Annotated in this window: 21 protein-coding genes and 1 riboswitch; of the genes, 13 read left to right on the forward strand and 8 right to left on the reverse strand. The window is 44.2% G+C overall.

Annotated features, from left to right (window positions below):
- Positions 1-26: 26 nt before the first annotated feature.
- Positions 27-245, reverse strand: a riboswitch (TPP riboswitch).
- A gap of 248 nt (positions 246-493) precedes the next feature.
- From NRI27_RS08750 to NRI27_RS08770, 5 genes are all read left to right on the forward strand, one after another.
- Complete coding sequence (locus NRI27_RS08750; RefSeq protein WP_371390381.1) at positions 494-1,690, forward strand: DUF3238 domain-containing protein; 1,197 nt, start codon at positions 494-496, stop codon at positions 1,688-1,690.
- A gap of 232 nt (positions 1,691-1,922) precedes the next feature.
- A complete protein-coding gene (locus tag NRI27_RS08755) occupies positions 1,923-2,525 on the forward strand; it encodes an alpha/beta hydrolase (RefSeq protein WP_371390382.1) in 603 nt (200 codons plus the stop codon).
- 17 nt (positions 2,526-2,542) lie between these two features.
- Positions 2,543-3,145, forward strand: coding sequence for an NAD(P)H:quinone oxidoreductase (gene wrbA / locus NRI27_RS08760; protein ID WP_371390383.1), 603 nt, complete (start codon positions 2,543-2,545; stop codon positions 3,143-3,145).
- A 400-nt stretch (positions 3,146-3,545) separates the two neighbouring features.
- On the forward strand, positions 3,546-4,907 hold the full coding sequence (locus NRI27_RS08765) for a vWA domain-containing protein (RefSeq protein ID WP_371390384.1): 1,362 nt from the start codon (positions 3,546-3,548) through the stop codon (positions 4,905-4,907).
- 128 nt (positions 4,908-5,035) lie between these two features.
- Positions 5,036-5,503: a hypothetical protein gene (locus NRI27_RS08770; protein ID WP_371390385.1), complete on the forward strand. Its 468-nt coding sequence runs from the start codon at positions 5,036-5,038 to the stop codon at positions 5,501-5,503.
- A 168-nt stretch (positions 5,504-5,671) separates the two neighbouring features.
- On the opposite strand, the gene NRI27_RS08775 is transcribed toward NRI27_RS08770, so the two are convergent.
- The 4 genes from NRI27_RS08775 to NRI27_RS08790 all read right to left on the reverse strand — a co-directional run bounded on the left by NRI27_RS08775 (position 5,672) and on the right by NRI27_RS08790 (position 9,740).
- The gene (locus NRI27_RS08775) at positions 5,672-6,100 is read right to left on the reverse strand and encodes a hypothetical protein (RefSeq protein ID WP_371390386.1); all 429 of its coding nucleotides are present in this window, start codon (positions 6,098-6,100) and stop codon (positions 5,672-5,674) included.
- Positions 6,101-6,373: 273 nt separating this feature from the next.
- Positions 6,374-7,798 carry an ATP-binding protein gene (locus NRI27_RS08780; protein WP_371390387.1) on the reverse strand — a complete coding sequence of 475 codons (1,425 nt, stop codon included), beginning with the start codon at positions 7,796-7,798 and terminating at the stop codon, positions 6,374-6,376.
- 1 nt (position 7,799) lies between these two features.
- A complete protein-coding gene (locus NRI27_RS08785) occupies positions 7,800-8,495 on the reverse strand; it encodes a winged helix-turn-helix domain-containing protein (protein ID WP_371390388.1) in 696 nt (231 codons plus the stop codon).
- Positions 8,496-8,585: 90 nt separating this feature from the next.
- Positions 8,586-9,740: a S1C family serine protease gene (locus NRI27_RS08790; RefSeq protein WP_371390389.1), complete on the reverse strand. Its 1,155-nt coding sequence runs from the start codon at positions 9,738-9,740 to the stop codon at positions 8,586-8,588.
- A 49-nt stretch (positions 9,741-9,789) separates the two neighbouring features.
- Here NRI27_RS08790 and NRI27_RS08795 point away from each other — a divergent pair, with 49 nt between their 5' ends.
- The 3 genes from NRI27_RS08795 (at position 9,790) to NRI27_RS08805 (ending at position 12,456) form a co-directional block, all read left to right on the forward strand.
- Positions 9,790-10,032, forward strand: a complete 243-nt coding sequence (locus NRI27_RS08795) for a hypothetical protein (RefSeq protein WP_371390390.1) — start codon at positions 9,790-9,792, stop codon at positions 10,030-10,032.
- A 449-nt stretch (positions 10,033-10,481) separates the two neighbouring features.
- On the forward strand, positions 10,482-12,023 hold the full coding sequence (gene adh / locus NRI27_RS08800) for an aldehyde dehydrogenase (protein WP_371390391.1): 1,542 nt from the start codon (positions 10,482-10,484) through the stop codon (positions 12,021-12,023).
- A 61-nt stretch (positions 12,024-12,084) separates the two neighbouring features.
- Entirely contained in the window at positions 12,085-12,456 is a 372-nt protein-coding gene (locus NRI27_RS08805; protein WP_317943760.1) for a DUF779 domain-containing protein, read from the forward strand.
- Positions 12,457-12,570: 114 nt separating this feature from the next.
- Here the strand turns inward: NRI27_RS08805 and NRI27_RS08810 are convergent, their stop codons facing one another.
- The gene (locus NRI27_RS08810; RefSeq protein WP_317943759.1) at positions 12,571-12,963 is read right to left on the reverse strand and encodes a thiol-disulfide oxidoreductase DCC family protein; all 393 of its coding nucleotides are present in this window, start codon (positions 12,961-12,963) and stop codon (positions 12,571-12,573) included.
- A gap of 195 nt (positions 12,964-13,158) precedes the next feature.
- Here NRI27_RS08810 and NRI27_RS08815 point away from each other — a divergent pair, with 195 nt between their 5' ends.
- Entirely contained in the window at positions 13,159-13,338 is a 180-nt protein-coding gene (locus tag NRI27_RS08815) for a hypothetical protein (protein WP_371390392.1), read from the forward strand.
- 77 nt (positions 13,339-13,415) lie between these two features.
- Here NRI27_RS08815 and NRI27_RS08820 read toward each other — a convergent pair whose 3' ends face one another.
- Complete coding sequence (locus NRI27_RS08820; protein ID WP_317943756.1) at positions 13,416-14,342, reverse strand: MerR family transcriptional regulator; 927 nt, start codon at positions 14,340-14,342, stop codon at positions 13,416-13,418.
- 157 nt (positions 14,343-14,499) lie between these two features.
- Here NRI27_RS08820 and NRI27_RS08825 point away from each other — a divergent pair, with 157 nt between their 5' ends.
- The 4 genes from NRI27_RS08825 to NRI27_RS08840 all read left to right on the forward strand — a co-directional run bounded on the left by NRI27_RS08825 (position 14,500) and on the right by NRI27_RS08840 (position 18,385).
- Positions 14,500-14,943, forward strand: a complete 444-nt coding sequence (locus NRI27_RS08825) for a hypothetical protein (RefSeq protein ID WP_371390393.1) — start codon at positions 14,500-14,502, stop codon at positions 14,941-14,943.
- Positions 14,944-15,047: 104 nt separating this feature from the next.
- Complete coding sequence (locus NRI27_RS08830) at positions 15,048-16,349, forward strand: protoglobin domain-containing protein (RefSeq protein WP_371390394.1); 1,302 nt, start codon at positions 15,048-15,050, stop codon at positions 16,347-16,349.
- Positions 16,350-16,460: 111 nt separating this feature from the next.
- Positions 16,461-17,900: a cryptochrome/photolyase family protein gene (locus NRI27_RS08835; RefSeq protein ID WP_371390395.1), complete on the forward strand. Its 1,440-nt coding sequence runs from the start codon at positions 16,461-16,463 to the stop codon at positions 17,898-17,900.
- Positions 17,901-18,001: 101 nt separating this feature from the next.
- Positions 18,002-18,385: a hypothetical protein gene (locus tag NRI27_RS08840; protein WP_317943751.1), complete on the forward strand. Its 384-nt coding sequence runs from the start codon at positions 18,002-18,004 to the stop codon at positions 18,383-18,385.
- A gap of 179 nt (positions 18,386-18,564) precedes the next feature.
- On the opposite strand, the gene metH is transcribed toward NRI27_RS08840, so the two are convergent.
- Entirely contained in the window at positions 18,565-22,002 is a 3,438-nt protein-coding gene (gene metH / locus NRI27_RS08845) for a methionine synthase (protein ID WP_371390396.1), read from the reverse strand.
- Entirely contained in the window at positions 21,995-23,842 is a 1,848-nt protein-coding gene (locus tag NRI27_RS08850) for a bifunctional homocysteine S-methyltransferase/methylenetetrahydrofolate reductase (protein ID WP_371390397.1), read from the reverse strand. Before NRI27_RS08850 ends, metH begins: the two co-directional genes overlap by 8 nt.
- Positions 23,843-23,925: the final 83 nt, after the last annotated feature.

The raw sequence follows: 23,925 nt of genomic DNA on the forward strand, positions 1-23,925 counted from the left end.
GAAGCGGCTTGCAAATTCAATGGATAGAAGTTGCGCACCCACTTCCCTCCGCTGGTATCAACCAGATCAGGTTCAAAGGGTCCGCGTATTCATACACGTCTCAGCCTAGCGCATTGCATGTTTCATTTGCTATCAGCTCTGTCCGGTATCTAATGTTTCACCATGATATACGCATAGTGAACATGAAATCGGTACGAGTGTTTTGCAAATTTACACACGTGCATAAGGCACCCCTAGTGGCAATTTTACGATTTGTTTTCAAAATTACTATAACATAGTTTCACAGATTCGCAAGAAGGGCAAGGAAATAGTAATGGGTACATTCAAGCATGTTGATGCATATAAGCATACGCCATGTACGCGGATAGTGACTGGGACGCACAATCGTTAATGGAAAGATCGTTCACTTTCGCATAAGCTGTTCAATTGATTGGTACGTTATGTTTAGCGATGTTGAAAGTTCCCCAAAATAGAGGAAAAGGGAGGCGCAAACATGTTATTTGAAATACAGTCTGTAAAGCATGAACATGATTTGATTTCATTCACATGGAATGATGTCGGAGGTTTTTACAACGTGTATAAAGATGGTGAACATGTCTATGAAGGAACCGTGCCGGAATTTCAAGACGGGGATTTCAAACATGGTAAATTCTATCATTACATGGTAGAACGTGTTGAGGATAATCAAGTCGTCGATGTCATTGCATTGCAAACGTCTGCTTTTGCTGAAGAAAAGAACGTCGAGAATCCCTTGCAATCTCTTGTCATGACGACAATCGTAGCGAAAACGCAAATCGCCTTGTCATGGGAAGGTATGAAGGACATAGAAGAATACGGCATTTATCGGAATGGAAAATTTGTAAAGATGGTCAACACAAATTGGTACATCGACCGGGATATTGACATGGACGAATCATACGACTATATGATTCGAGCAAGACGTCCGCTTGAAAAATCAGAGGAGCGTTTGACATCCGTTAAATCGGTTTTGTCTAATGTGTTTGGTTCGCTGCATCCCAATTCATCACGTAAGGAAGCTGCTATTGAAACATTTTCGACCGTCAAGTGGATCGGCAAGCCGCGAGAGCTTTTACAGCCAGTGAATGAAAGGGAAAAGACGTTGCATCCTATAGATCGATGGAAATTACGTTATACAACGTTTCTTGCAGAGGAATGGGTACGGAATCCAAATTTGTTGTCACCCAATCATTATTTCAAAGGAGACGCCCGTGACTTTGATCCGAATGGCGATGGTTTTCGTACGCGTGTCGATATTGAGCTCGCGTACGATGAAAAAGGTGAACCGCTGACGTTTACAAAAGAGGTAGGTCCGTCAATTGCATATGACCATTTAAAAAACTTCCGGGAAAAAGCACGAGCTTCTTCAGACGGGATTACGCTGCAACGCAAAGATCACAAAAAAGGAGAATCCGGATTTCTTCTCGAACATGCAGTAGGCAATCCATTGACAACAGCGCCACTCATTGACTATGAAGTGTCTGCAGTGTTTAAACGGCATGGAACGTTCGATATGTGCGGCTATTTTGACCCAGCACCCCATCATGAAATTTACTTGATGAAGGGGAGAGGGGAAGCGTGGAAGCCAGTGTTACAAGTTGAAAGTAGAGGACTTGCCTTCATGTCGGATGCAATTGCCTATCACTATTGGCGTTGTTCAAACTTTGAGTAATCATTCTGCTGAAATCAATCAACATTTTTGACAACTTAGAATATCTTTGGTACATTTATCTTGAATTCAAGATATCTTAATTCGAGATATTGGTAAGCGGTACTAACAAGAAACGACTGCTACTAGGCTGAATTTTGCAGTGGGTAGCTCATTGTGAGCAGTTCCTCGACCAATTGGAAGCGTAGATCATACCGTTTCATGTACGAGAAGTAAATCGAAAGGGGGGAGCATGATGAAGCACGTCTTTGAACAAGGAACATCTAAACGGACATTTTTGCTGTTGCACGGAACAGGGGGAAACGAACACGATCTGTTACCGTTAGCAACATTGATAGACCCGGATGCTTCGGTGTTAAGTGTCCGAGGTAACGTGTTAGAGAATGGTATGCCTCGTTTTTTCAGAAGACTGGCAGAAGGCGTTTTTGACGAAGAAGATTTAGTGTTCAGAACGAATGAATTACATGCGTTTTTGGATGAAGCAGCTGAGAAATACGGGTTCGATCGATCAGAAGTCGTAGCTGTAGGCTATTCAAATGGTGCGAATATTGCAGGGAGCTTACTATTCCACTATGCTGATTCACTAAAAGGAGCGATCTTGCATCATCCGATGGTACCTAGGCGAGGGATTGAATTACCGGATCTCAGCAAAGTTCCGGTGTTCATTGCCGCAGGGAAAAATGATCCGATTTGTCCGGCGAAAGAAACGTTGGATTTGTTGTCGCTTCTAACAAATGCAGGTGCACGTACAGAAGTCCACTGGGAAATGAACGGCCATGCGTTAACGCAATCAGAAGTGCAGGAAGCAGCAAGTTGGTATAAAGAATTTCTACAATAAGAAAAGGGGTTTTACTCATGACGAACACAGCGATTGTTTACTACAGTTCAGGTGGTACGAATTATCAGTTGGCACAATGGGCAGCAGAAGCAGCGAAGGAAATGGGTTCCGAAGTACGCGTGTTAAAAGCTGCAGAAACAGCTCCTCAAGCAGCAATCGACTCAAATCCGGCATGGAAAGCACATGTGGAAGCGACGAAAGATGTGCCTGAGGTGAAGCCAGAAGACCTAGAATGGGCAGATGCGATCATCTTCAGTGTACCGACGCGTTTCGGCAATATGCCCGGCCAAATGAAGAATTTCTTAGATACGACAGGTGGCCTATGGGCGAAAGGTAAGCTTGCGAATAAAGCGGTCAGTGCCATGTCTTCCGCACAAAATCCACATGGTGGCCAAGAAGCAACAATCCTCTCTTTGTATACGACGATGTATCACTGGGGTGCTATTGTTGCGGCCCCGGGTTATACGGATCCAGTCACATTCGGTGCGGGTGGAAACCCATATGGCACGAGCGTAACAGTCGGTCAAGATGGCAAAATGATTGAAGACGTGGAAGCAGCAGTAAAGCATCAGGCAAAACGTACGGTGAAAGTAGCCGAAGCGTTGAAGCATTTAAAATAAGCTAAAGCAAACCGCATGCATCAAGTTCAACAAACTTGGTGCATGCGATTTTTTTCTCTGTATCTATGGAGGAGGCTTCAATTGTGTCGCAACGTAAAGATTTCGCATCACAACGTAAAGGTTTCGCATCACAATATACTCTAATAGCTACAATATCATATTGATTCAATTTGTGTAGAGTAAGTATTGTCGAGGACTTTTGGTATAGTGTGACATTCGGGACTAATTATTCTTCTTTTCTGTTTTCTATCGTGTTTATTCCTTCGACTTGATAAAATGGCGATAGATTCCAATGAGAGGATGGAAATAAATGTGAAATTGGTCAATTCGTTTAGTAGTCATCACTCTAGTATCGATCGTTTTGATTGGTTGTTCAGAGAAGGAAAAGAAGGAACCTGAAGTGCTTCCGGAAACGTCAGCAGAAGAGACGGAACAGCATGAAACAACTGAAGAAGTGCTAGATGAAGAACTACCTGCTAAAACAAGTGATTTACAGGAAATTGAGGCCGTACAGATTCCAGACTCTGAAGAAACATTCCGCGCGCAACAGCCAGGGCTTTTTACTGCTGAAATCCCATACGAAGAAGAAACGAAACAAGTATGGGGGAGATTCGGGTTAGGAGATTATAAAGAGGCGTTAACCGAAAAATTAGAAGTGCTAGCTGCGCAATCTCAAGACCCGGAGTTGATCTTTAAAGCATTGAACTACTATGTTGGAAGTAATGCGTATGACCAAGTAGCAACCGAGTTGGAAGCGTTCAGTGTAGAATGGTTTGAACCTTATCTTCCAGAGCCTGGAGAGGTTGAGGGAAGTGACGAGGTGGAGCAACAGCCAGGCCAAGCAGTAATTCTCTTGGATGCTAGTTCTAGCATGTTGTTGAATGTTGAAGGAAAGCAGAAGATGACCATTGCAAAGAAGGCGACGTCACGATTTGCAAGTACAATCGGTATGCGTGATGAAGTGTCATTAATTATCTACGGGCATGCCGGGACACAAAATAAGTCGGATAAAGAGCTTTCTTGTACGACAATCGATGAAGTGTATCCGATGGGCAGTTTTAATGCGGAAAAATTTAAGAGTGCTGTCGATGGAGTGGAAGCAAAAGGATGGACACCAATTGCTGAAGCAATTAATTATACACGTGAACAAACGAAGGATGCTACAGGGAAGTTGACGGTCTATATCGTTAGTGATGGAGCAGAGACTTGCGGCGGAGATTCGGTAGCCGAAGCAAAAGCCTTTGCAGAAGCAAGTCCAGATCGCCAAGTGAATATCATTGGGTTTGACGTAGACCAAGAAGGAGAAAACCAGTTAAAGGCCGTGGCTGAAGCTGGAAAAGGCGAGTATATTTCAGCGAAAACGATTGATGAGCTCGATCAATCGATTACGAAACAATGGTTGCCATCTCTGACAGAGGTTATGAGTGCATCTAATTCTCTACTAAAACATTGGGGGCAAGGTCACAATGAAATGATCGATCGTTCGAATATTTCTTCGCGATTTTATTATGCCTCACTAAACGAAGCTTCTCGTATGCATGAAGCACTTCAAATAATGCGCTCTGAAAACTGGATTACGCAAGAGGTGCAAGATGAAGTACGAGCAATGATAAAGGTCAAAGAAGAAGATGCTCTCACAGTAAAGAAGGAAATGGACGAACGAGCAAGAACTCGGATTGAAAATGAACGACAAGAAATCGTGCAACGTGTGAAAGAATGGACAGACAGGATGTTTGAACTTCGAAGGACACAAGGGAAATAATGCTTGGAAGAATCAAAACTTGTAAGGTGTGAGACTGCCAATAAAAAACTGGTGCGAATTCATAATAGCCAGTGATGTGAGAACCTACTCGACCTGTCATCGTCCTATAAAAAAGGGGGTCGGTAGATATGAAAAAGTTCTTAACAATTGCGATGTGTGTCATCATTGTTGGATTAGTCATTAATCAAATGTTCAACAAAGACATCTGGGATGAAAACCGGGAACTGTTGAAGGAAAATGTACTTGCTACTGAAGCAACAGAAGAATCTGTAAGCCTCTCTTCTCTCACACCCTTCGATTGGGATCGTGTCTACTCAATCGATCCCTATGCTTCAAAAGAGGAGATATACGATGTAGTTGGCTACAAATGGGATAACGTCGAGCAAACGCTAAGCGAGGGAATGAACCAACTCGTATTTATGAAAGAAGATAAAGTTGTCTGCTATGTCTATGGCTACCCTGAAAATAATGGCTTTGGCATTTACTTTGAAGGGACAGAAACAGAAGGAAGAGCAACTGTACTTCATAAAGAAGACGATGTATTGTTTAAGCGTCACACGTTTGACGATACAATCGTGTACATGCAGGTGGAATAAAAGAAGGAAGCCGATAACTAGAGGCTTCCTTTTTTATTTCATCCATAAGGCAGGCATCTTTCATTCTGCTAAACCGTAGAAATCTGAAGAATACGCGTTTTTTGAGCAATAATCAGCCTCTTATTTGGATCGAATTCTCTAACGGTTAGCGAGGACATCAATTGCTTATCAGTCCAATACATGTACGTCGCCCGTATCCGGATTCACTAATACAGCAATGCTTTGCTGCTCTTTATCAATCCCTTCGAAAACGTATGCTCGATTCGGTTTGAAAGGATTCAGACTCTTTTCCATCGGCACCGATTGTTTCGCTGTTATTAGCAAAGGATAGTTTGCTAGCGCTAGTTCTTCAGCTGCTTGTTGCGTCACTTTTGGCAATGAAAGCATCGCACAAACAGCAAACAGACACACAAAGACGACATACCGTATCCGTTGCTTTTGACGCTGCATCAGATGTGCATACACAATAACGTGAAGCGATAGTAAAAGAATGAGCAAATTCAACGGCATGATCCCACCGTAAATTTTTTGATCCAAGAAAAGCAGTAACATAAGCAAGATTGATGAAATGATTATTCCAGGTACGTATTTAGTCAAGTCATTCACCTGTTCCCATTGTATTAGCTAATCAGCAATTATGTTTAAATTTCCCATAATTTTATTGTAAGTGTAGCGGAAATAAATAGCTATTACAAATTGGCATCCATGCTTTTGTAACTGTGAAGAGAAGGCGAACTAAGAGATGGGAAAAACAAAAAATGCGTGAAGGCAAATTCACCTTCATGCATTTTTCCTTGATTAGGAGTGGGGGGCAGATGGGAGGTCTACGTAAGGTTTATTCTAGGTTCATCCAATTGAATGTATAGACGTTTAGCTATCCGCCTCAACCGTAGTACACGGCAATTCAATCCGAAATTTCGTACCGGTCCCTTTTACACTGTCGACTGAGATGCTACCACCGTGTAACGTAACTAGCTGTTTGACGATGGATAACCCTAATCCGAATTCTCCTAATGGATTCGTCGTTCTTGAATCGATTGCTTTGTAAAATCGGTTCCATATTTGCTCAATTTCTTCAGGGTCCATCCCAATTCCGGTATCTTCGATTTCAATAACGGTATAACCCGTCATCAATTCTCCACGCAACCGTATTGTCCCGTTCTCAGTAAATTGAATGCTGTTTTTCGTAATGTTAATCAACACCTGAGTCAATCGATCGTAGTCGGCATGGATTATGACATCGTCCTTTGCCTCAACAATTATTCGATTGCCGCGTTCAGCTGCCACATCCTCTAACTGTTCCTGAATAATTTCAAGCAGTTCCTTCAGTTGAATGTCTTGCTTAAAAAGCGTTATTTGATTGGAACGAATTTTTTCGTAGTCGAGGTTTTCATTCACCAGCCGGATAAGTCGCATCGTTTCACTACTTGCCAACTGCAATCCACGTTCTTTTTCCGATTCTGAAATCATGTCGTTCCGTAAGCCTTCCAGTATACCGCAGATCGTTGTAAGCGGGGTCCGCAATTCGTGTGATACATCCGCCATGAATTGTCGTCTACGATTTTCAAGACTTTCTATTTCATTCATGGATGTCTCGAGTTTTTCCACCATGCCGTTAAAATCTCCTGCAAGCTCCCCGATTTCGTCAATGCTTGCAGTCGGAATGCGAACGGAATAATCCCCTTGTGCAACTGTTGAGGTAGCTGCACGTAAACGTTTAATGCGCCTGCCATGAAAAGTGGAAAGGATGCCACTTAACAATAAGGCGATCGCGAGGGCGATGAATGTTGTATACAAGAGGTAATCGTTCATTTGTGAAATGATTTCACGCGAACCTTTAATAGGTGATGTCAATAAAACGCCACCGACAAACTGATTGCGGTGAAAATACGGCAACAATACAAACGTGACAGCTTGTTCAAATCGTTTGTATTCCTGTTTCACCGTAATCGTTTTGCCACTTTGCAATGCAGCCCATTCGTCGTTATTCAATTCGATTAGAGGCGTTTTTAAGCCAGTTGAATAAATGATCGCAGATTTTTCGTCGAATAAACTATATTGGATATTTTGCCCTTCCAATACATGCCCGTACGATTGCAACGTTTGACGAGAATCAATAGATGCATATTCGATATCGCGTAAAATTGAATGGCCGTATGAAGCGAGTTCTTCGGTTTTATTGTCATAAACGAACTGCTCGAAAAAGTGGGACAGCACTAAACTTAAGATTAAGAATGCAATCACAATGACACTTATATGACTGACGAGCTGCTGATAGAAGTATTTAATCTTCATCTTACTTCACCACCGACTCATCGAACCGATAGCCGACGCCCCATACGGTATGGAAAAAAGGTTGCTCATCACTAGACACTTTTGACCGCAACCGCTTTATATGCACATCGACTGTCCGATCGTCGCCGTAAAAATCGTACCCCCATACCCGGTCCAACAACTGCTCTCGCGAAAAAACTTGTTTAGGATGTTGAATGAAAAACTGCAACAAATCAAATTCCTTTGGTGTTAGATTCGGAACAGGTTTGCCGTCCAAAAGCACTTCTCGTGTATTCGTATTCACAGTGAAATGGGCCGTTGCCAACACGTTTTCGTCTTGCTGAACATCCTTGTTCGCTACATACCGCCGTGTCACAGCGCGGATTCGAGCAAGTAAAGCAAGTGGACTGAACGGCTTCGTCACATAATCATCCGCGCCCATTTCTAGGCCAAGCACCTGATCGGACTCGCTATCTTTCGCCGTCAGCATAATAATGGGGACTTCGATTGCGGCTTGTCGAAGCTTGCGGCAAATCAACACACCGTCCATTCCTGGTAGCATCCAGTCGATGATGAGGCAATCCCATTGCTCCGTCTTTGCCCGTTCATATCCAACGAGTCCGTCCTTGACAAATTCCCCTTGAATCTTCTCCTTCTCAAAAAACATTTCGATCATTGACGCGACGCTTTCGTTATCCTCGATGACTAGAATTCGCATGTAGGTGCCTCCTTTGCGAGGTCATTTGTATGGTAAGTATAGCATTAGAAACCCTCTATTGCTTCCGAAACGACAGAGGGTTACGATGATTTATTCTACTGATGAATTGCTCGTCAACGTCAACTCAACAGATCGTTTTTTGCCATCCGTATAGACGGTGAACGTCGCTTTGTCACCGACAGATAGCTTGGAATAGAGGAGTTTCCGTAATTCCATGCTGTTGTTGATCGTTTCACCATTGATCGCCGTAATCACGTCTTGTTGTTTCAATCCCGCTTTTCCTGCAGCAGACGAAGGATCTACATTCGTCACCATAACGCCGCCTTTCACTTCTTCCGGAAGATTCTCTACATACATATACGGAATTTCTGCCAAGTCCGCGAGGCCGATGCCAATGTAAGGCCGTTCGATTTTACCGTTTTCCATCATTTCCTCAACAAGCGGAATGACATCATTACTCGGAATCGCAAAGCCGAGGCCCTCGATACCGTTTTCCGCGATTTTCAAACTGTTAATGCCAATGAGTTTGCCGTCAGCATTGATGAGTGCACCTCCGCTGTTGCCGGGATTAATGGCTGCGTCGGTTTGGATGACGTTCATCTCCCAGTTGCCTGCAGTCGTTTTTACATCAATGGATCGCGCGGGTGCGCTGATAATCCCTTGCGTTACGGTGCCCGAGAAATCGAGACTGAGTGGATTTCCGATGGCAACAACAGAATCACCCGCACGCAATTTGTCCGAATCACCGAATTCAAGTGCAGTGTCTACGCCTTTGTTTGGTATTTTTAATACCGCCAAATCTGTTAGTGCATCACTTCCAATAAGTTCTGCTTGTACCTTTTCTCCATCATGCAAAGTGACCTCGATTTTATTCGAGCCTTCTATTACGTGGTTGTTTGTCACGATGTAAGCATGTTCATCGCCAATTTGATAAATGACCCCTGAACCTGTTCCGAACTCCGCCAATGATGCATCTCCAGCAAATCGATTGCCGGCATTTTTAAAGTTCGACACGCCGACAATCGCTTTAGACGCATGCTCCACCATATCGGAAAGGTTGGTTATGGATTGATTTGCCGATGTTTGTGTGACATTCGGTTGTGGTGTATTCACAGAGGCAACACCTTCCTCCTGTTTCGTAGATGTTTGCAACAGATCTGTGTTTGCAACGACCCCTAATGTTAAGGATGATCCTAAAACGCCTGCTCCTACTGTAGACAAGAACCGTGTCGCGAAATTTGCCATGTATAAGACCCCTCTCCTGTTATTGTTGTTTTCATTGTAAGAGGAGATTATGAACAAATTATTACGAAGGCATGAACGATTGGTAAACATATTGGAGAGGGGGGCACCTAGAAAATGGATGAGTGGTGATAAACCGGTGATGAGCGGTGATAAAGGCGTTCCAAGCGGTGATAAACTGCTTGTAAGCGGTGATAAATTGCTTGTAAGCGGTGATAACATCTGGACAAGCGGTGATAACGAGTTTAGGTCGGGACTTGACGTGCACTTTGTAGGAAGTCGACCAACTAAATAGGGGAAACGGTGGTAAAGTGGCTTGAAACGGTGGTAAAGCCGCTTGAATCGGTGGTAAACTCCCTAAAGTCGGTGGTAAAGCCGCCCGAATCGGTGGTAAACCCCTTAAAGTCGGTGGTAACGACAAAAAGTGTTTCACCAGCTAGCTAAGAGCCAACTTTCAACTGACGGTTTAGTATGAATGAACTTCTCTACTCGAGCCACGTCCATCATGAATTTCCGTTCGCATACACCTCGTTTCTTACACTCTATTTCTTGCAATAGTCAATATAGTTAGATAGAATGAATTTACTGACTTCCAAGAACTTGCGAATTACGAGAGGTTTTTTTATTAACATAAAATGAAAGCGTATACATCTAGAATAGTAGCATGCATCCCTGCATACGTTGGCTTTGTGTGCATTTTTGCACTTTCAATAGCAATCTATAAAGAATAGGGAGGAATCGAACATGGTACAAGCTGTAGAGAATCACGTGTATGCATTTCCGAATACTGAAGGGGCAAAAGTAAATTTTAAGGAGCGCTACGATAATTTTATCGGTGGCAAGTGGACAGCCCCTGTGAATGGGCAGTATTTTGATAATCCTACACCGGTTACGGGCAAGGTGTTTACGCAAGTTGCGAGGTCAACGGCTGAAGATATCGAGCTTGCTCTTGATGCGGCGCATGCAGCGAAGGATGCTTGGGGCAAAACTTCGGTGACGGAACGGGCAAATATTCTATTAAAGATTGCGGACCGGATGGAAACCAATCTTGAGATGCTTGCGGTTGCCGAGACGTGGGAAAACGGTAAAGCGGTTCGTGAGACGTTAAATGCTGATTTGCCGTTGGCGATCGACCATTTCCGTTATTTTGCGTCGGCCATCCGAGCGCAAGAAGGCGGCGTTAGCCAAATAGATAATCATACAGTGGCCTATCATTTCCATGAACCAATCGGAGTAGTAGGTCAGATTATTCCATGGAACTTCCCATTGCTGATGGCTGTTTGGAAGCTAGCACCAGCACTTGCAGCAGGAAATTGTGTCGTCCTGAAACCGGCTGAACAGACACCTGCATCAATCATGGTGTTAGTGGAGTTAATCGAGGATTTATTGCCTGCAGGGGTGTTAAACGTCGTGAACGGTTTCGGTCTGGAAGCTGGAAAGCCGCTTGCTTCTAACCCTCGAATAGGAAAAATTGCATTTACAGGTGAGACGACGACAGGGCGCCTCATTATGCAATACGCATCTCAAAATTTAATCCCGGCTACTTTAGAGCTTGGTGGGAAGTCGCCAAATATTTTCTTTGAAGATGTCATGGCGGAAGATGATGCGTTTTTGGATAAAGCGATCGAAGGGTTTGTCATGTTTGCCCTTAACCAAGGTGAAGTGTGTACGTGTCCTTCCCGCGCATTAATTCAGGAGTCCATTTACGAGAAGTTTATGGAGCGTGCATTAGAGCGGGTAAAAGCAATTAAAATCGGCAATCCGCTTGATCCGACAGTCATGATGGGCGCACAAGCATCTACGGAGCAAATGGAGAAAATCTTGTCCTATCTCGATATCGGGAAACAGGAAGGTGCTGAATGTTTGGCGGGCGGAGCGCAAAACAAATTGGAAGGCGATTTGGCTGAAGGGTACTACATCCAACCGACCGTCTTTAAAGGGCACAATAAAATGCGTATTTTCCAAGAAGAGATTTTCGGACCGGTCGTTTCCGTTACAACATTTAAAACGAAAGAAGAAGCACTTGAAATTGCCAATGATACATTATACGGTCTCGGATCAGGTGTATGGACGCGCGATATGAATACTGCGTATCGCTTTGGTCGTGGCATTGAAGCGGGTCGTGTATGGACGAATTGCTATCATGCGTACCCTGCGCACGCGGCATTCGGTGGCTACAAGGCATCCGGCATTGGACGAGAAAACCACTTGCAAATGCTTTCGCATTACCAACAGACGAAAAATATGCTCGTCAGCTATAGCGAAGACAAGTTAGGCTTTTTCTAATAAATCCTGCATCAGTGGAGCATGTTCCTAACCACTCCAACTACTAAAAGGAGAGATGCCAATGCCTGAACGCGTTCTAGCTACGGACGCTGCTTTAGCGCTAATTACACTTTTAAAAGAAAAGCATGGTCCACTAATGTTCCACCAATCTGGAGGGTGTTGCGACGGCTCTTCTCCAATGTGCTATCCTGCAGGCGACCTGATCATTGGCGATCAGGACGTCTTGCTTGGGCATATCGGTGACGTCCCTTTCTACATGCATAAAAACCAGTATGAATACTGGAAGCATACACAACTCATCATTGACGTTGTGGACGGTAGAGGAGGCATGTTTTCTCTTGAAGGCGTGGAAGGGAAGCGATTTCTTACACGTTCGAGAGCGTTTACGGCAGCTGAAAATGAGCAGATCCAGCAGCAGACTGCCACTAACTAACTACTGAAAAGCCCCTAGGCAATCACACTGATTGTCTAGGGGCTTTTATGCGTACTTTATCTCTCTTCATTGCCTGAATGCCGTTCATCTACAAACAGAATCGAATTTACATGGTTAAATAAACCTTTTTCTCACTTCAGGTGGCGGCAACATGCAAGACTCCTCGTTGCGCCCGAACCACCGGTGACGGTTGCGAGAGAAATAGTCATAGGCGCCGTCACGGATTTTCTTCGGGACGAGTATGAATAAAAAGAAGAGATGCCAAAGTCCATCCAGTTTCTTTGCGATATGAAGGGCGGCAGAAGATTTTGTATAGGCTTTTCCGTTCTCAATCAACACCACGCTATCGACATCAGCCGGTATTTTATACTGTTTGACGTATTTCTCACCCGTCTCGCTTTGCAAAGAAGAGAAAAGAAAATGTTCAGCAGGATCCCGTTTAATAATAAACTGCACGCTGGAATTGCAAAAATTACATTCCCCATCAAATAACACAACCCGTTTCATGCTTACGTCTCCCTTCTACTTCATAGTATTAAAAGTATAACCGTTTCGATTCAAATGAAACTTCTAACACGCACACTCTGTTTATGGATACGATAGCACAAAGTTGGAAAGGAAGGGTGGCTGGCGACTCAAAACTGTTGTTACGTGTTTCTTGTCACATTTGTCTAAGTGATTACGAGAAGGAGGATGAGTGGGATGGACCGTCAATTTATTGATGCAGATGAAATGCGAAGAAGAAAGGATCCGGACTTTATGGCGTCACTGGATATGCTTGATGAAGGCGCACCTGTCCATTATGCAAAAGAGGAACTAACGAAGCGACGGAAGGAATGGTCAGGCTTCGATGAAAATGAGTTGCCACAGACGTACCAATAAATGAAGTGTATGAAAAATGGCTGACCTCTGTGAGAGGCAGCCATTTTCTTACGTTTCCCTTGTTCTCTTTCGACTATTCATTCTGGGGATACGATCGGTGAATTATCGAGTATTTCCCAAATATCATCCGTTACATGTATAGCCTTCAAAACGAAAGTGCTTTTTGAAAGGTAGGCGAGAGTACCTTTTCCTCCGAGATAAAAGTCAATATGAGGGTGTCTTTGTGCAAAAGCATCTAACTCTGGTAAAAGGTGAGGCTCTTTTTCAAACGGAATCATTGTAGAAGCGGACAACACAACAACTTTTGGTTTCTGTTTAACAATTAATGCTTCAATCGATCCAGGAGCAGGGAAGGCGCCAATTAAAAATGTCCGCCAGCCTTTCAACATGAATTGTAGTAACACGATGTGTAACGGTACTTCATGGAGCTCATAAGGAAGACATGCAGCGAGAACAAGCGGTGCGTCCATTCTGTACTGATAATTTCTTCGGATTTGCACAAGAAAATCTCGCACCACTAAGCTAGACACGGATTCTTGGTATTCATCCCATTCTTCCTTTTCCCATCGATAGCCTACTTCATTCAAAAATGGAATGACGATCTCCTTCAAGAACGTTGACAATCCCACTTGATGATAAGCTTGCTGAAGGGTAATCATGAGCTCCATCTCATCACAGCGACTGCCCTTCTCAAGTAACTGCAGGACAAAATCGTTTAATTTCTCTTGTTGGATAAACGGCTCTTTTGGAAGAGGAGAAAACGTCTCTACATTTTCTTTATCAACCATTTGAATCGCTTGTCGTATAGGTAAACCTTGTTCTGAAAGCGTTTTGACTTGCAGTAACAAGTTAATATCTTTTTCACTGTATATGCGATAGCCATTTTCCAATCTTTCAGGGTGGACGAGGGCATAGCGTTCTTCCCATTTTCGGATGACTTGTTTAGATAAACCGGTCATATCCGACACCTGCTGTATATAATAACGTCCATTGGATGTAGACAAACCGATTCCTCCTCCTGCACAACGTTCTGTTTGTAAAGTATATCGAATTCTACAATATTGTACAATCTTTACCGAGTAACATTATACAAAAACTAGCGAACAATACGGATCTTGCTTATAATTGTGGGCATTAACACATTAGAAACGGGGGATAACAATGAGTAGGCGTTCATTGTACAAGGTTAGCATTATAGGAATAGTAGCCGGCTTACTGTTAGCTTTATTCTTTAAAGTAGTTGAAGAAAGAACGAGTCATAAGGTGTATACGCTATTACTGAACATCGACTATATTCCCGTTCTGAACACAGTTCAGTTTCCCGAAATTGTAGAAGTTGGTTTTCACATCATCATCTCGATAGCGGTCTGTCTATTCCTGTTCTTATTTATCCGTTTTAAAAAAATCACCCAGTCAAGAAGAATCATCCGGTTCTGCGTGTTTGTGAATGTGCTCATCGCAATCCTCTACTATCCAACGACTCTGTTATCAGAACGAACACCAGCTTTTACGAACTTGTGGGCATTAGTGTTTTGGATTATCGGACACATTGGATATGGTTGGATTGTAGGTGTTTTATTGACAAAACTATTTAAGAATAAATAATTAAAAGTTGTAGAATGTTTTTATTTAAAGATTGTACAATCATTTGACAAAAAGTCTTCTTTCTATTCATAATAAAGGTATTGGGATGTATAGGAGGATAAATAATGTATTTTAAATGGAAGAATCGTGTCGGTGAAGCGGAACAGAAACTGGGGAAACCAACTGTAGAGGCAACGATCGACTTACGTACTTATCCTGAATTAGAAAAGCAACTTGAACTAATTAATTTGACCGTGCAAGATTTAACGCGTTTACATACCTATCAACCGATTGTTCGGGAAAAAATCGATGAAATTGTAGCCGTTTTTTACGAAAATGTCCTAACCGTTCCTACGTTGCGGAAAATCATTGAAGAGCGGACGAATCTAGCGTATTTAAAACGTGTGCTAGCTGAATACATTGTTGAAATGTTTCAGCGTTCGATTGATCAAACCTCTATTGATAAAAAAGTTAAAATTGCTCGTATTCACTTTCAGATGGGTGTAGAACCTAAATGGTATATGGGCGTTTTTCAACAAATCCAAGAAGTATTCATCGAACTTATTACAGAAACATTACCATCTTGGCAGGAACGGAAACAGGCCATTGTGGATATTACAAAGTTAATTAATCTAGAAATGCAAATAGTTTTAGAAGAATATGAGAAGCAAAACGAGCGCGAGAAGCAACAACAATATGCAATTGTAAAACAAGAGCTTAAAGAGAAAATTTCATCCATTAGTGAAGATTTAGCGATATTGACAGAAGAAACGAGTACGTCGGTTGGTCATGTCGATGACAATGCAACAAAAATAAGAGCGAGTATCCATGCAAATGTAGAAGGTGTGCAGGACATTCAATCATTTGCCGTCCTTGGCAATGAAAAAGTACAGCGATTGGAGAAACAAATCGCTTTTATTAATGAAAACACAGAAAAGATGGAGACGTTAATAAAAAACTTAAAGATTTCATCTACTGAGGTAATTGAAATCATCGTAATGGTGAAGAGTATAGCTGAACAAACCAACCTGTTAGCGTTAAATGCCTCAATTGAAGCAGCGAGGGCAGGAGATGCAGGGAAAGGATTTGCAGTGGTCGCACAGGAAGTTCGGAAATTAGCTGAGCAATCAAAACGATCTGTTGAACAAATTACAGAACTTGTTACGACTTCTACGTCTTTGACTGATAAGGCCGTCAATACAATTGAAGAAGTTCGAGAAAGTGTGACGCTTGGCATGAAGGATTCCAAAGAAACGCAAATGAAATTTACAAAAATCTTGCAGTCAATTGAAGACAATGACCGACATATTCATACGATTGAGATGGATGTAGAGGGGCTTGTCAAAGTTATACAAGAGATTGGCAATGATACGAAAAAGGTGGCGACGACTGCTGATAATCTCCATCAAACAGCTTTACAATTATAACCTTTAGGAAACACTACACTTAAATCGTTCTTACATATATATAAGAACTGAGGTTTGATGTCGCTTGATACGTAAAGGCAACTTGGATGTACTTCAAGGAGGATGAGTACGATGAAACGAACGATTGTCTGGTTTAGAAAGGACCTTCGCCTACACGATAATCCAGCGTTATGGGAGGCTGCAAATGAAGGCATCGTCATTCCGGTTTTTATATGGTCGGAAGAAGATCGACGTGCGTATGCAGCGAGTGAGGCATCTGCATGGTGGCTCTATCATTCACTGAAACAGCTGGAAACGGATCTTTTACAAAACGGTGTACAACTTGTCATTAAACAAGGCCCTGAATTTGATGCAATTGTTGACGTGATGGAGCAAGTAGGGGCTGAATCTATTTATTTCAATGAACGGTATGAACCTACTGAGCGTGACCGGCAAATGCGGATTGTTGGACAACTGTCTTCGATTGGTATGGATGTACGAACATTTCATGGCAATCTACTATTCTCTCCAGAACTGCTCAACAAACAAGGAGAGCCATACAAAGTGTTCACCTCTTTTTGGAAGAGAGGTTTGCAAGAAGTTGTTGATCGACCGTTGCCGATACCAGAATTGCAAGGTGTAGAAAACGACATTTCGTCATTAGCAATTGATGCATTAGGTTTGCCTACCGATCTTGGTACCCTCCAAAAGTACTGGCAACCAGGTGAGCGTGCAGGGACCGAGCAATGGGCGTTCTTTGCGGATGATGGAATGCTTCATTACAAAAAGGAACGGGATTTGATTGCAAAAGGAACCTCATCAAGACTGTCACCTTATTTAGCCGCTGGAAATAGCAGTGCCCGTACAATCTGGCATGCAGCGAAGCGCATTAATGAGGAAACGAGAGATGTAACCGCACACCAATCAATCGAAGCCTTTCTTAAACAACTGATGTGGCGGGAATTTGCCTATCACCAGCTCATCCACTTCCCGACGATGACCGACCAACCGTTACGAAAACAATTCAATGATTTCCCGTGGATTGGGACACCTGAACAATACAACTTATGGAAAGAAGGAAAAACAGGCTATCCGCTAGTCGATGCAGGGATGCGCGAATTACGAGAGACTGGTATGATGCATAACCGTGTCCGAATGGTTGCAGCCTCTTTTCTTATCAAACATCTCCTCATTCCATGGCAAGAAGGCTATGCCTGGTTTCAGCATGCACTTGTCGACTTCGATACCGCCAACAATGCGACTGGTTGGCAATGGGTGACAGGATGCGGCATCGATGCAGCACCGTACTTTCGAATTTTTAACCCCTATTTGCAAAGTGAAAAATTTGATCCGAACGGTGCGTACATTAAACAATGGGTGCCCGAACTCGCCAACTTGTCAGCTAAATATATTCATAAGCCATTCGAAGCGCCTGAAGATATCTTACAGGAAGCAGGTATCCAACTTGGCGAAACGTATCCATACCCGATTGTCGATCACGCAACCGCAAGAAAACGCGCCCTACACGCATACGATACAATCAAAGGTCGCTCAGAAGAAAATATGCTGTAAGAAGAACAAAACAAATTGTCAACGAATTTCCCATCCCACTAGTCGCTCGCCCGTCTATACCTGTCGTTATGACATGTAATAGAGGGAGGGGGTGAGTGAAGATGATGCAACAAGGACAATGGGGTGGGAACCAAATGATGCCGGCAAACCAAATGTCTCGAAATAATCAAATGCAACCAATCGTATGCCCGACACAATGCCGTTACAACGATTCGTTCTTTCCAGTAGAACAACCTTACATCCATCCAATCGTTAACGTTAACCGCCAACATCCTGTTATAACACCTAGACATTACTACACAGAAACTACACAAAACGTGATGGGCGCACCAGTTTACCCTGGCATGGGACCAACTGGAGTTGGCCCGGCAGGCATGGGACCAGGACCAGGTATGGGAGTAGGCCCAGCAGGAATGGGACCAGGCTACGGACCAGGCATGGGACCAGGTTACGGCGGCAGAGGCTGCTGCAGAAAAAGATACTAACATGTAAAGAACTGTCTCCACGTCGACAACTTCGACAGGAGACAGTTTTTTTGCTAATCGCGACAATCCCTCGTGCGATAATCTTGTCTTCCGCGTGCAAAGTTCTTGTCCTACTTCCCAAGCAACTACCCGCCTATAGAAAAAAGCCGCCTTCCTAAAAAGGAAAGGCAGCCTACACTTCAATCTACATTAAAATACCGTGCATCTGGGTGAGCGAATACCATCGCGGAAACTGACGCTTCAGGCTCCATCATGAACTCTTCCGTCAAATGGACACCAATGTCTTCGGGTTTCAACAAACCGAACAACTTTGCCTGATCTTCAAGATTTGGACAAGCCGGATAGCCGTATGAAAAACGTTGCCCCTGGTACTTGGCTGCAAAACGATCACGCATCGTGAAGTCCGTTGCATCCGGGAAGCCCCACTGATCGCGGATTTCCTGATGGACACGCTCCGCAAAGCCTTCTGCAAGCTCAAGAGCTGTTGCTTGGAATGCATGGCTCTCCAAAAACTTGCCTTGCGCTTTCAATTCATTCGCATACGCTCGGACACCATGCCCAGCCGTCACTTGCATAAACGCCACATAATCCATCTGGCCGCTATCGACCGGCTTCAAAAAATCTGCCAGACAAAGGAAAGGATCTTTGCTCTGTCTTGGGAATGTAAAACGCTCAATTTCTGTTTTCTCGTCAACAGGATCATAGATGATGACGTCATCCCCATCTGCCTGCGCAGGGAAGAATTGATACATACCTGAAGCCGACAATTTCCCAGACTCCAGGAAACCCGTCACCATTTCATGCAACTGAACGGCACGCTCTTCGCGATTCGCCAACATTTTATCCACATTTCCGCGCAACCCTAAATGATGGCCGATCAACGTCCGCATGTTTACATATGGATACAAATGGGACACCGAGTACTCTTTCATCACACGACGGCGCAAATCAGCCGGCACAAAAACAGGCACATCTTCTCGGACGGTTTTCACAGGCCTTGGCAATACCGCCACCGCCGTATCTCGTGTAGCGCGGACAGCTTCCGACTCCAAACGCTTCTCTTGCTTATCGGAAATCTCGAGCAACAACGCCTCTTTCTCGCCACTTTGTAACCGATTCGCCAAATCCAACCCTTGCATCGCATCTTTGGCATAAATGACTGGTCCGCCATATTCAGGCGCAATCTTCGTCTCCGTGAATCTCCTTGTCAATGCAGCGCCACCAACCATCACCGGTGTGTCAATTCCCGCCGCCTTGAAATCTTGCGCCGTAATGACCATTTGCTGAGCAGATTTTACAAGCAATCCCGACAACCCGATAATATCCGGTTTCTCCTTCCGAATGACGTCAATTAACGTCGCAGGCGTCACCTTGATGCCGATATCGATCACTTTGAACCCATTATTACTCAAAATGATATCGACCAAGTTCTTTCCGATATCATGCACGTCCCCTTTGACCGTCGCGAGCACGATCTTCCCTTTCCCCGAATCGTCCTCTTTCTTCTCCATGAACTGCTCCAAGAAGGAAACGGAAGCCTTCATCACCTCGGCACTTTGTAACACCTCAGCAACAATCAATTGGTTATCATTAAACAACCGACCGACCTCAGCCATTCCTTCCATTAACGGCCCATTAATTACATCGAGCGGCGTGTCGTACAATTCTAGCGCTGCCTCCAAATCAGGAATGAGCCCTTCTTTCGTCCCCTCTACTACGTAATACGCTAAACGCTCAGGAACCGTCTTCGGAATGTCATCCTCCGTCTTCTCCTTCTTCTTATCCCGGTAGAAATCCGTGAAATCTGCCAACGTCTCATCCGTCGTCGTGAATAAAAGATCATTCGCCAGCTTGATTTCCGCTTCAGGAATGGACGCATAACGCTCCAACTTCTCTGTGTTAACAATCGCGTAATCGAGTCCTGCCTGCGTGCAATGATACAAATACACCGCGTTCAAAACCTCACGCCCTACCGGTGGCAGCCCAAACGACACGTTACTTACCCCAAGCGTCGTTAACGCTCGTGGCATTTTTTCTTTTATTAACCGGATCCCTTCAATCGTTTCGACTGCTGAACCGATATATTGTTCGTCACCCGTACCGACAGGGAAGACGAGTGGATCGAAAATGATGTCTTCAGGTGCCAATCCCCATTTATTCACTAACAGATTATACGACCGCTCAGCAATTTCAAGTTTCCGTTCGCGAGTGACCGCCATACCGATTTCATCGATCGTCCCAACGACGACAGCCGCGCCGAATTTCTTGACGAGCGGCATGACCGCATCAAACCGTTCTTCACCGTCTTCCAAGTTGATGGAGTTAATGATCGCTTTCCCTTGTGAAAACTTCAGCGCTTCTTCGATGACATTTTCATCTGTTGAGTCTATGACGAGCGGAACTTTTACCTTCTTCACGACTTCCTGCATGAACTTCTTCATATCCTCCAGCTCATCGCGATCCGGATTCGCCAAGCAAATGTCGAGTACATGTGCACCGCCACGTACTTGAGCACGGGCAATTTCAGATGCTTCCTCGAATTTTTCCTCGACAATCAATCGCTTGAACTTCCGTGAACCAATCACATTCGTCCGTTCACCGATCAACAACGGGCGCATAGACGGGTCATAGAGCAATGGTTCGATTCCTGAAACCGCATGATCTCTTATCTCTTCAGGTTTTTGTCGAGGCGTTAATCCATCAACCGTTTCCCGCAATACCCGTATATGATCCGGCGTCGTACCACAACACCCACCTACCATGTTCAACCAACCTTTTTCAGCAAACCCTTTCAGCTTTTGTGATAAAGACTCTGGTGACTCATGGTAATGACCTTCTTCGTCAGGTAAACCAGCATTCGGATAACACGTCACAAAACTCGTCGCCAGCTCCGATAACGAACGTAGGTGATCTGTCATGAATTCAGGGCCAGTTGCACAGTTCAACCCGACAGATAACGGCTTAATATGCTCGATGGAAATGTAAAATGCTTCAATGCTCTGTCCCGCAAGCGTCGTACCCATCGGCTCGATTGTTCCTGAAATCATGATCGGCAACTCGATACCAGTTTCATCAAACGCCCGTTTAATGCCAATCGTCCCTGCTTTAACGTTCAGCATATCTTGACTCGTTTCCATCAATAACAGATCTGCGCCACCCTCAATCAGAGCTTTTGCCTGTACGTAGAAATCCTCCGATAGCTTATCAAAAGTGATTCCACCGGTGACGGATAACGTCTTCGTTGTCGGTCCAATCGCTCCGGCGACGAAACGCGGCCACTCTGGTGTCGAGTAATCGACCGCACACTTTTTCGCGATTTCCACAGCCTTCTTGTTAATTTCTACTGCACGGTGGCCGAGACTGAACTCATCTAGAACGAGAGGGGTCCCCCCAAACGTATTCGTGCAAATGACGTCTGCCCCCGCTTCTAAATACCCGCGGTGGATCTTATCCAGGATGTCGGGGCGCAATAAATTCAAGTATTCATTACACCCTTCATATTCCTCGCCACCAAAATCATCAGCAGACAAATCCTCAGCTTGGAGCATCGTGCCCATTGCGCCATCCAAAAGGAGTATTCTTTTCTCAAGTTGTTCTTCAATCAGGTGCTTAGGCATGGACAACATTCCTCTCTTTCTCTGCGTCAAGTTCCTTAATATGTTGAATCAGTTCCAGCGACATATCGTAGCGCAGGAACGGTGTAATAATGTAAATGCCATTAAAGAGCTCTGCTGCTGTATCAATCAGTTCTTTGGCAATCGCGACGCCTTCTCTTGTCGCTTTCTCACGGTCATCCCCGCATGCTCTCATCCGCTCGAGCACGTCTTCTGATAATTTAATCCCTGGCACTTCGTGGTGCAGAAATTCTGCATTCCGTATATTTGTCAAAGGCATAATGCCAATGAAGATTGGGGTTTCCAAATGTTTTGTCGCTTCATAAATGTCCACGATTTTCTCTTTCGTATATACCGGCTGGGTAATGAAATAATCCGCTCCGCACTCAATTTTCTTTTCCAATCGTTGAACGGCCCGGTCCAATACGCGGACGTTCGGGTTAAACGCTGCTGCGACGGAGAATTTCGCTTTTTTCCGTAATGGCTTGCCTGTGAATGAAATGCCTTCATTCAATTGCTTAATCAGTTGTAGCAACTCCATGCTGGATACGTCATACACACTTGTTGCACCTGGGAAGTCGCCAACTTTCGTCGGATCGCCAGTGACAGCTAGAATATCGTGGATGCCGAGTGCATCAAGCCCCATCAAATGCGATTGCAAACCGATCAAGTTATGATCACGGCACGTCAGATGAACAAGTGGACGAACGTTATGTTGCATTTTCATAATTGAACCCATCGCCATATTGCTAATGCGTGGAGAGGCAAGTGAATTATCGGCCATCGTCACGGCATCTACACCTGCATCGTATAATTGGTTGGCGCCGATGAAATATTGTTCGGTTTCCAAATGTCTTGGCGTATCAAGCTCAACGATGACAGTTCGAGTCGTTTTTGCTTTTTCATGTAACGGTTCGTATTTAGCAGGGTCCGCTTCCCGAATAACGATCGGTTTTTCAGGGGTAACGACTTTTTTTGTAATAGGTGCAAGCCCACTCAAATGTTTTTTGGCTGCAGCAATATGTTTTGGTGTCGTTCCGCAGCACCCGCCGATGAGACGAACACCTTCTTCACATAGGAGAGCAGCAGCGCGGCCGAAGTAATCCGCTTCTGATACGTAGACAATGCGGCCGTCTTCCACATCGAGTAAGCTTGCGTTTGGAGCGGCAGAAAGAAACGCTCGTTCAGGCAATGTCACTTTTTCAAATGCTTGGATCGTATGGTAAGGTCCTAAACGACAGTTGACGCCGACAACATCGGCACCGATCGCTTCTAGTTGGTGCAATGCATCATTTAACAGCAAGCCGTTTTGTAAGACACCCGGTTCATCCATAGAAACTTGTGCCACAATCGGTCGATCCGTCATTCTACGAAGTTCTTTAACAACTGTAGAGAGTTCTTCAAAATCGTAATACGTTTCGAGCAGCAAGCCATCAGGATCGCCTGCTAATAATGTATCTGCCTGTTCTCGGACAATCGCTAATACGTCAGCAAGTGAGGCATCACTTTTTCGGATACCACGCAAACCACCGATTGTCCCAAGTACGTATTGGTTGCCTTGTGCAGCTGCACGTTTCGCAATTTGAATGGCTGCCTCGTTAAATTCTTTCACCCGGTTTTCCATACCGTAGCGGGCAAGTTTCAGGGCGTTTGCGCTATATGTATTTGTTTGAATGATATCTGCGCCTGCTGCAATATAGTCAAGGTGGATTTTCTCTATAATTTCAGGTTTCTCAACGTTTAATTCTTCATAGCAAAAATCAATTCCGTGCGAATAAAGCACAGTTCCCATCGCACCATCCGCTACCAATACATTGTTCTTTAGATTCTCAAGTAAGTTCATTGTGAATTCATCCCTTCTTCTAATAAGTCAGACCTGTATGAAAACGAAAAAAGCCTTCTCGAAAAGAAGGCTTTGAAAATGCG

Origin of the sequence: Sporosarcina sp. OR05 (genome assembly GCF_041414805.1) — a bacterium.
GTDB classification, from domain to species: Bacteria; Bacillota; Bacilli; order Bacillales_A; family Planococcaceae; genus Sporosarcina; species Sporosarcina saromensis.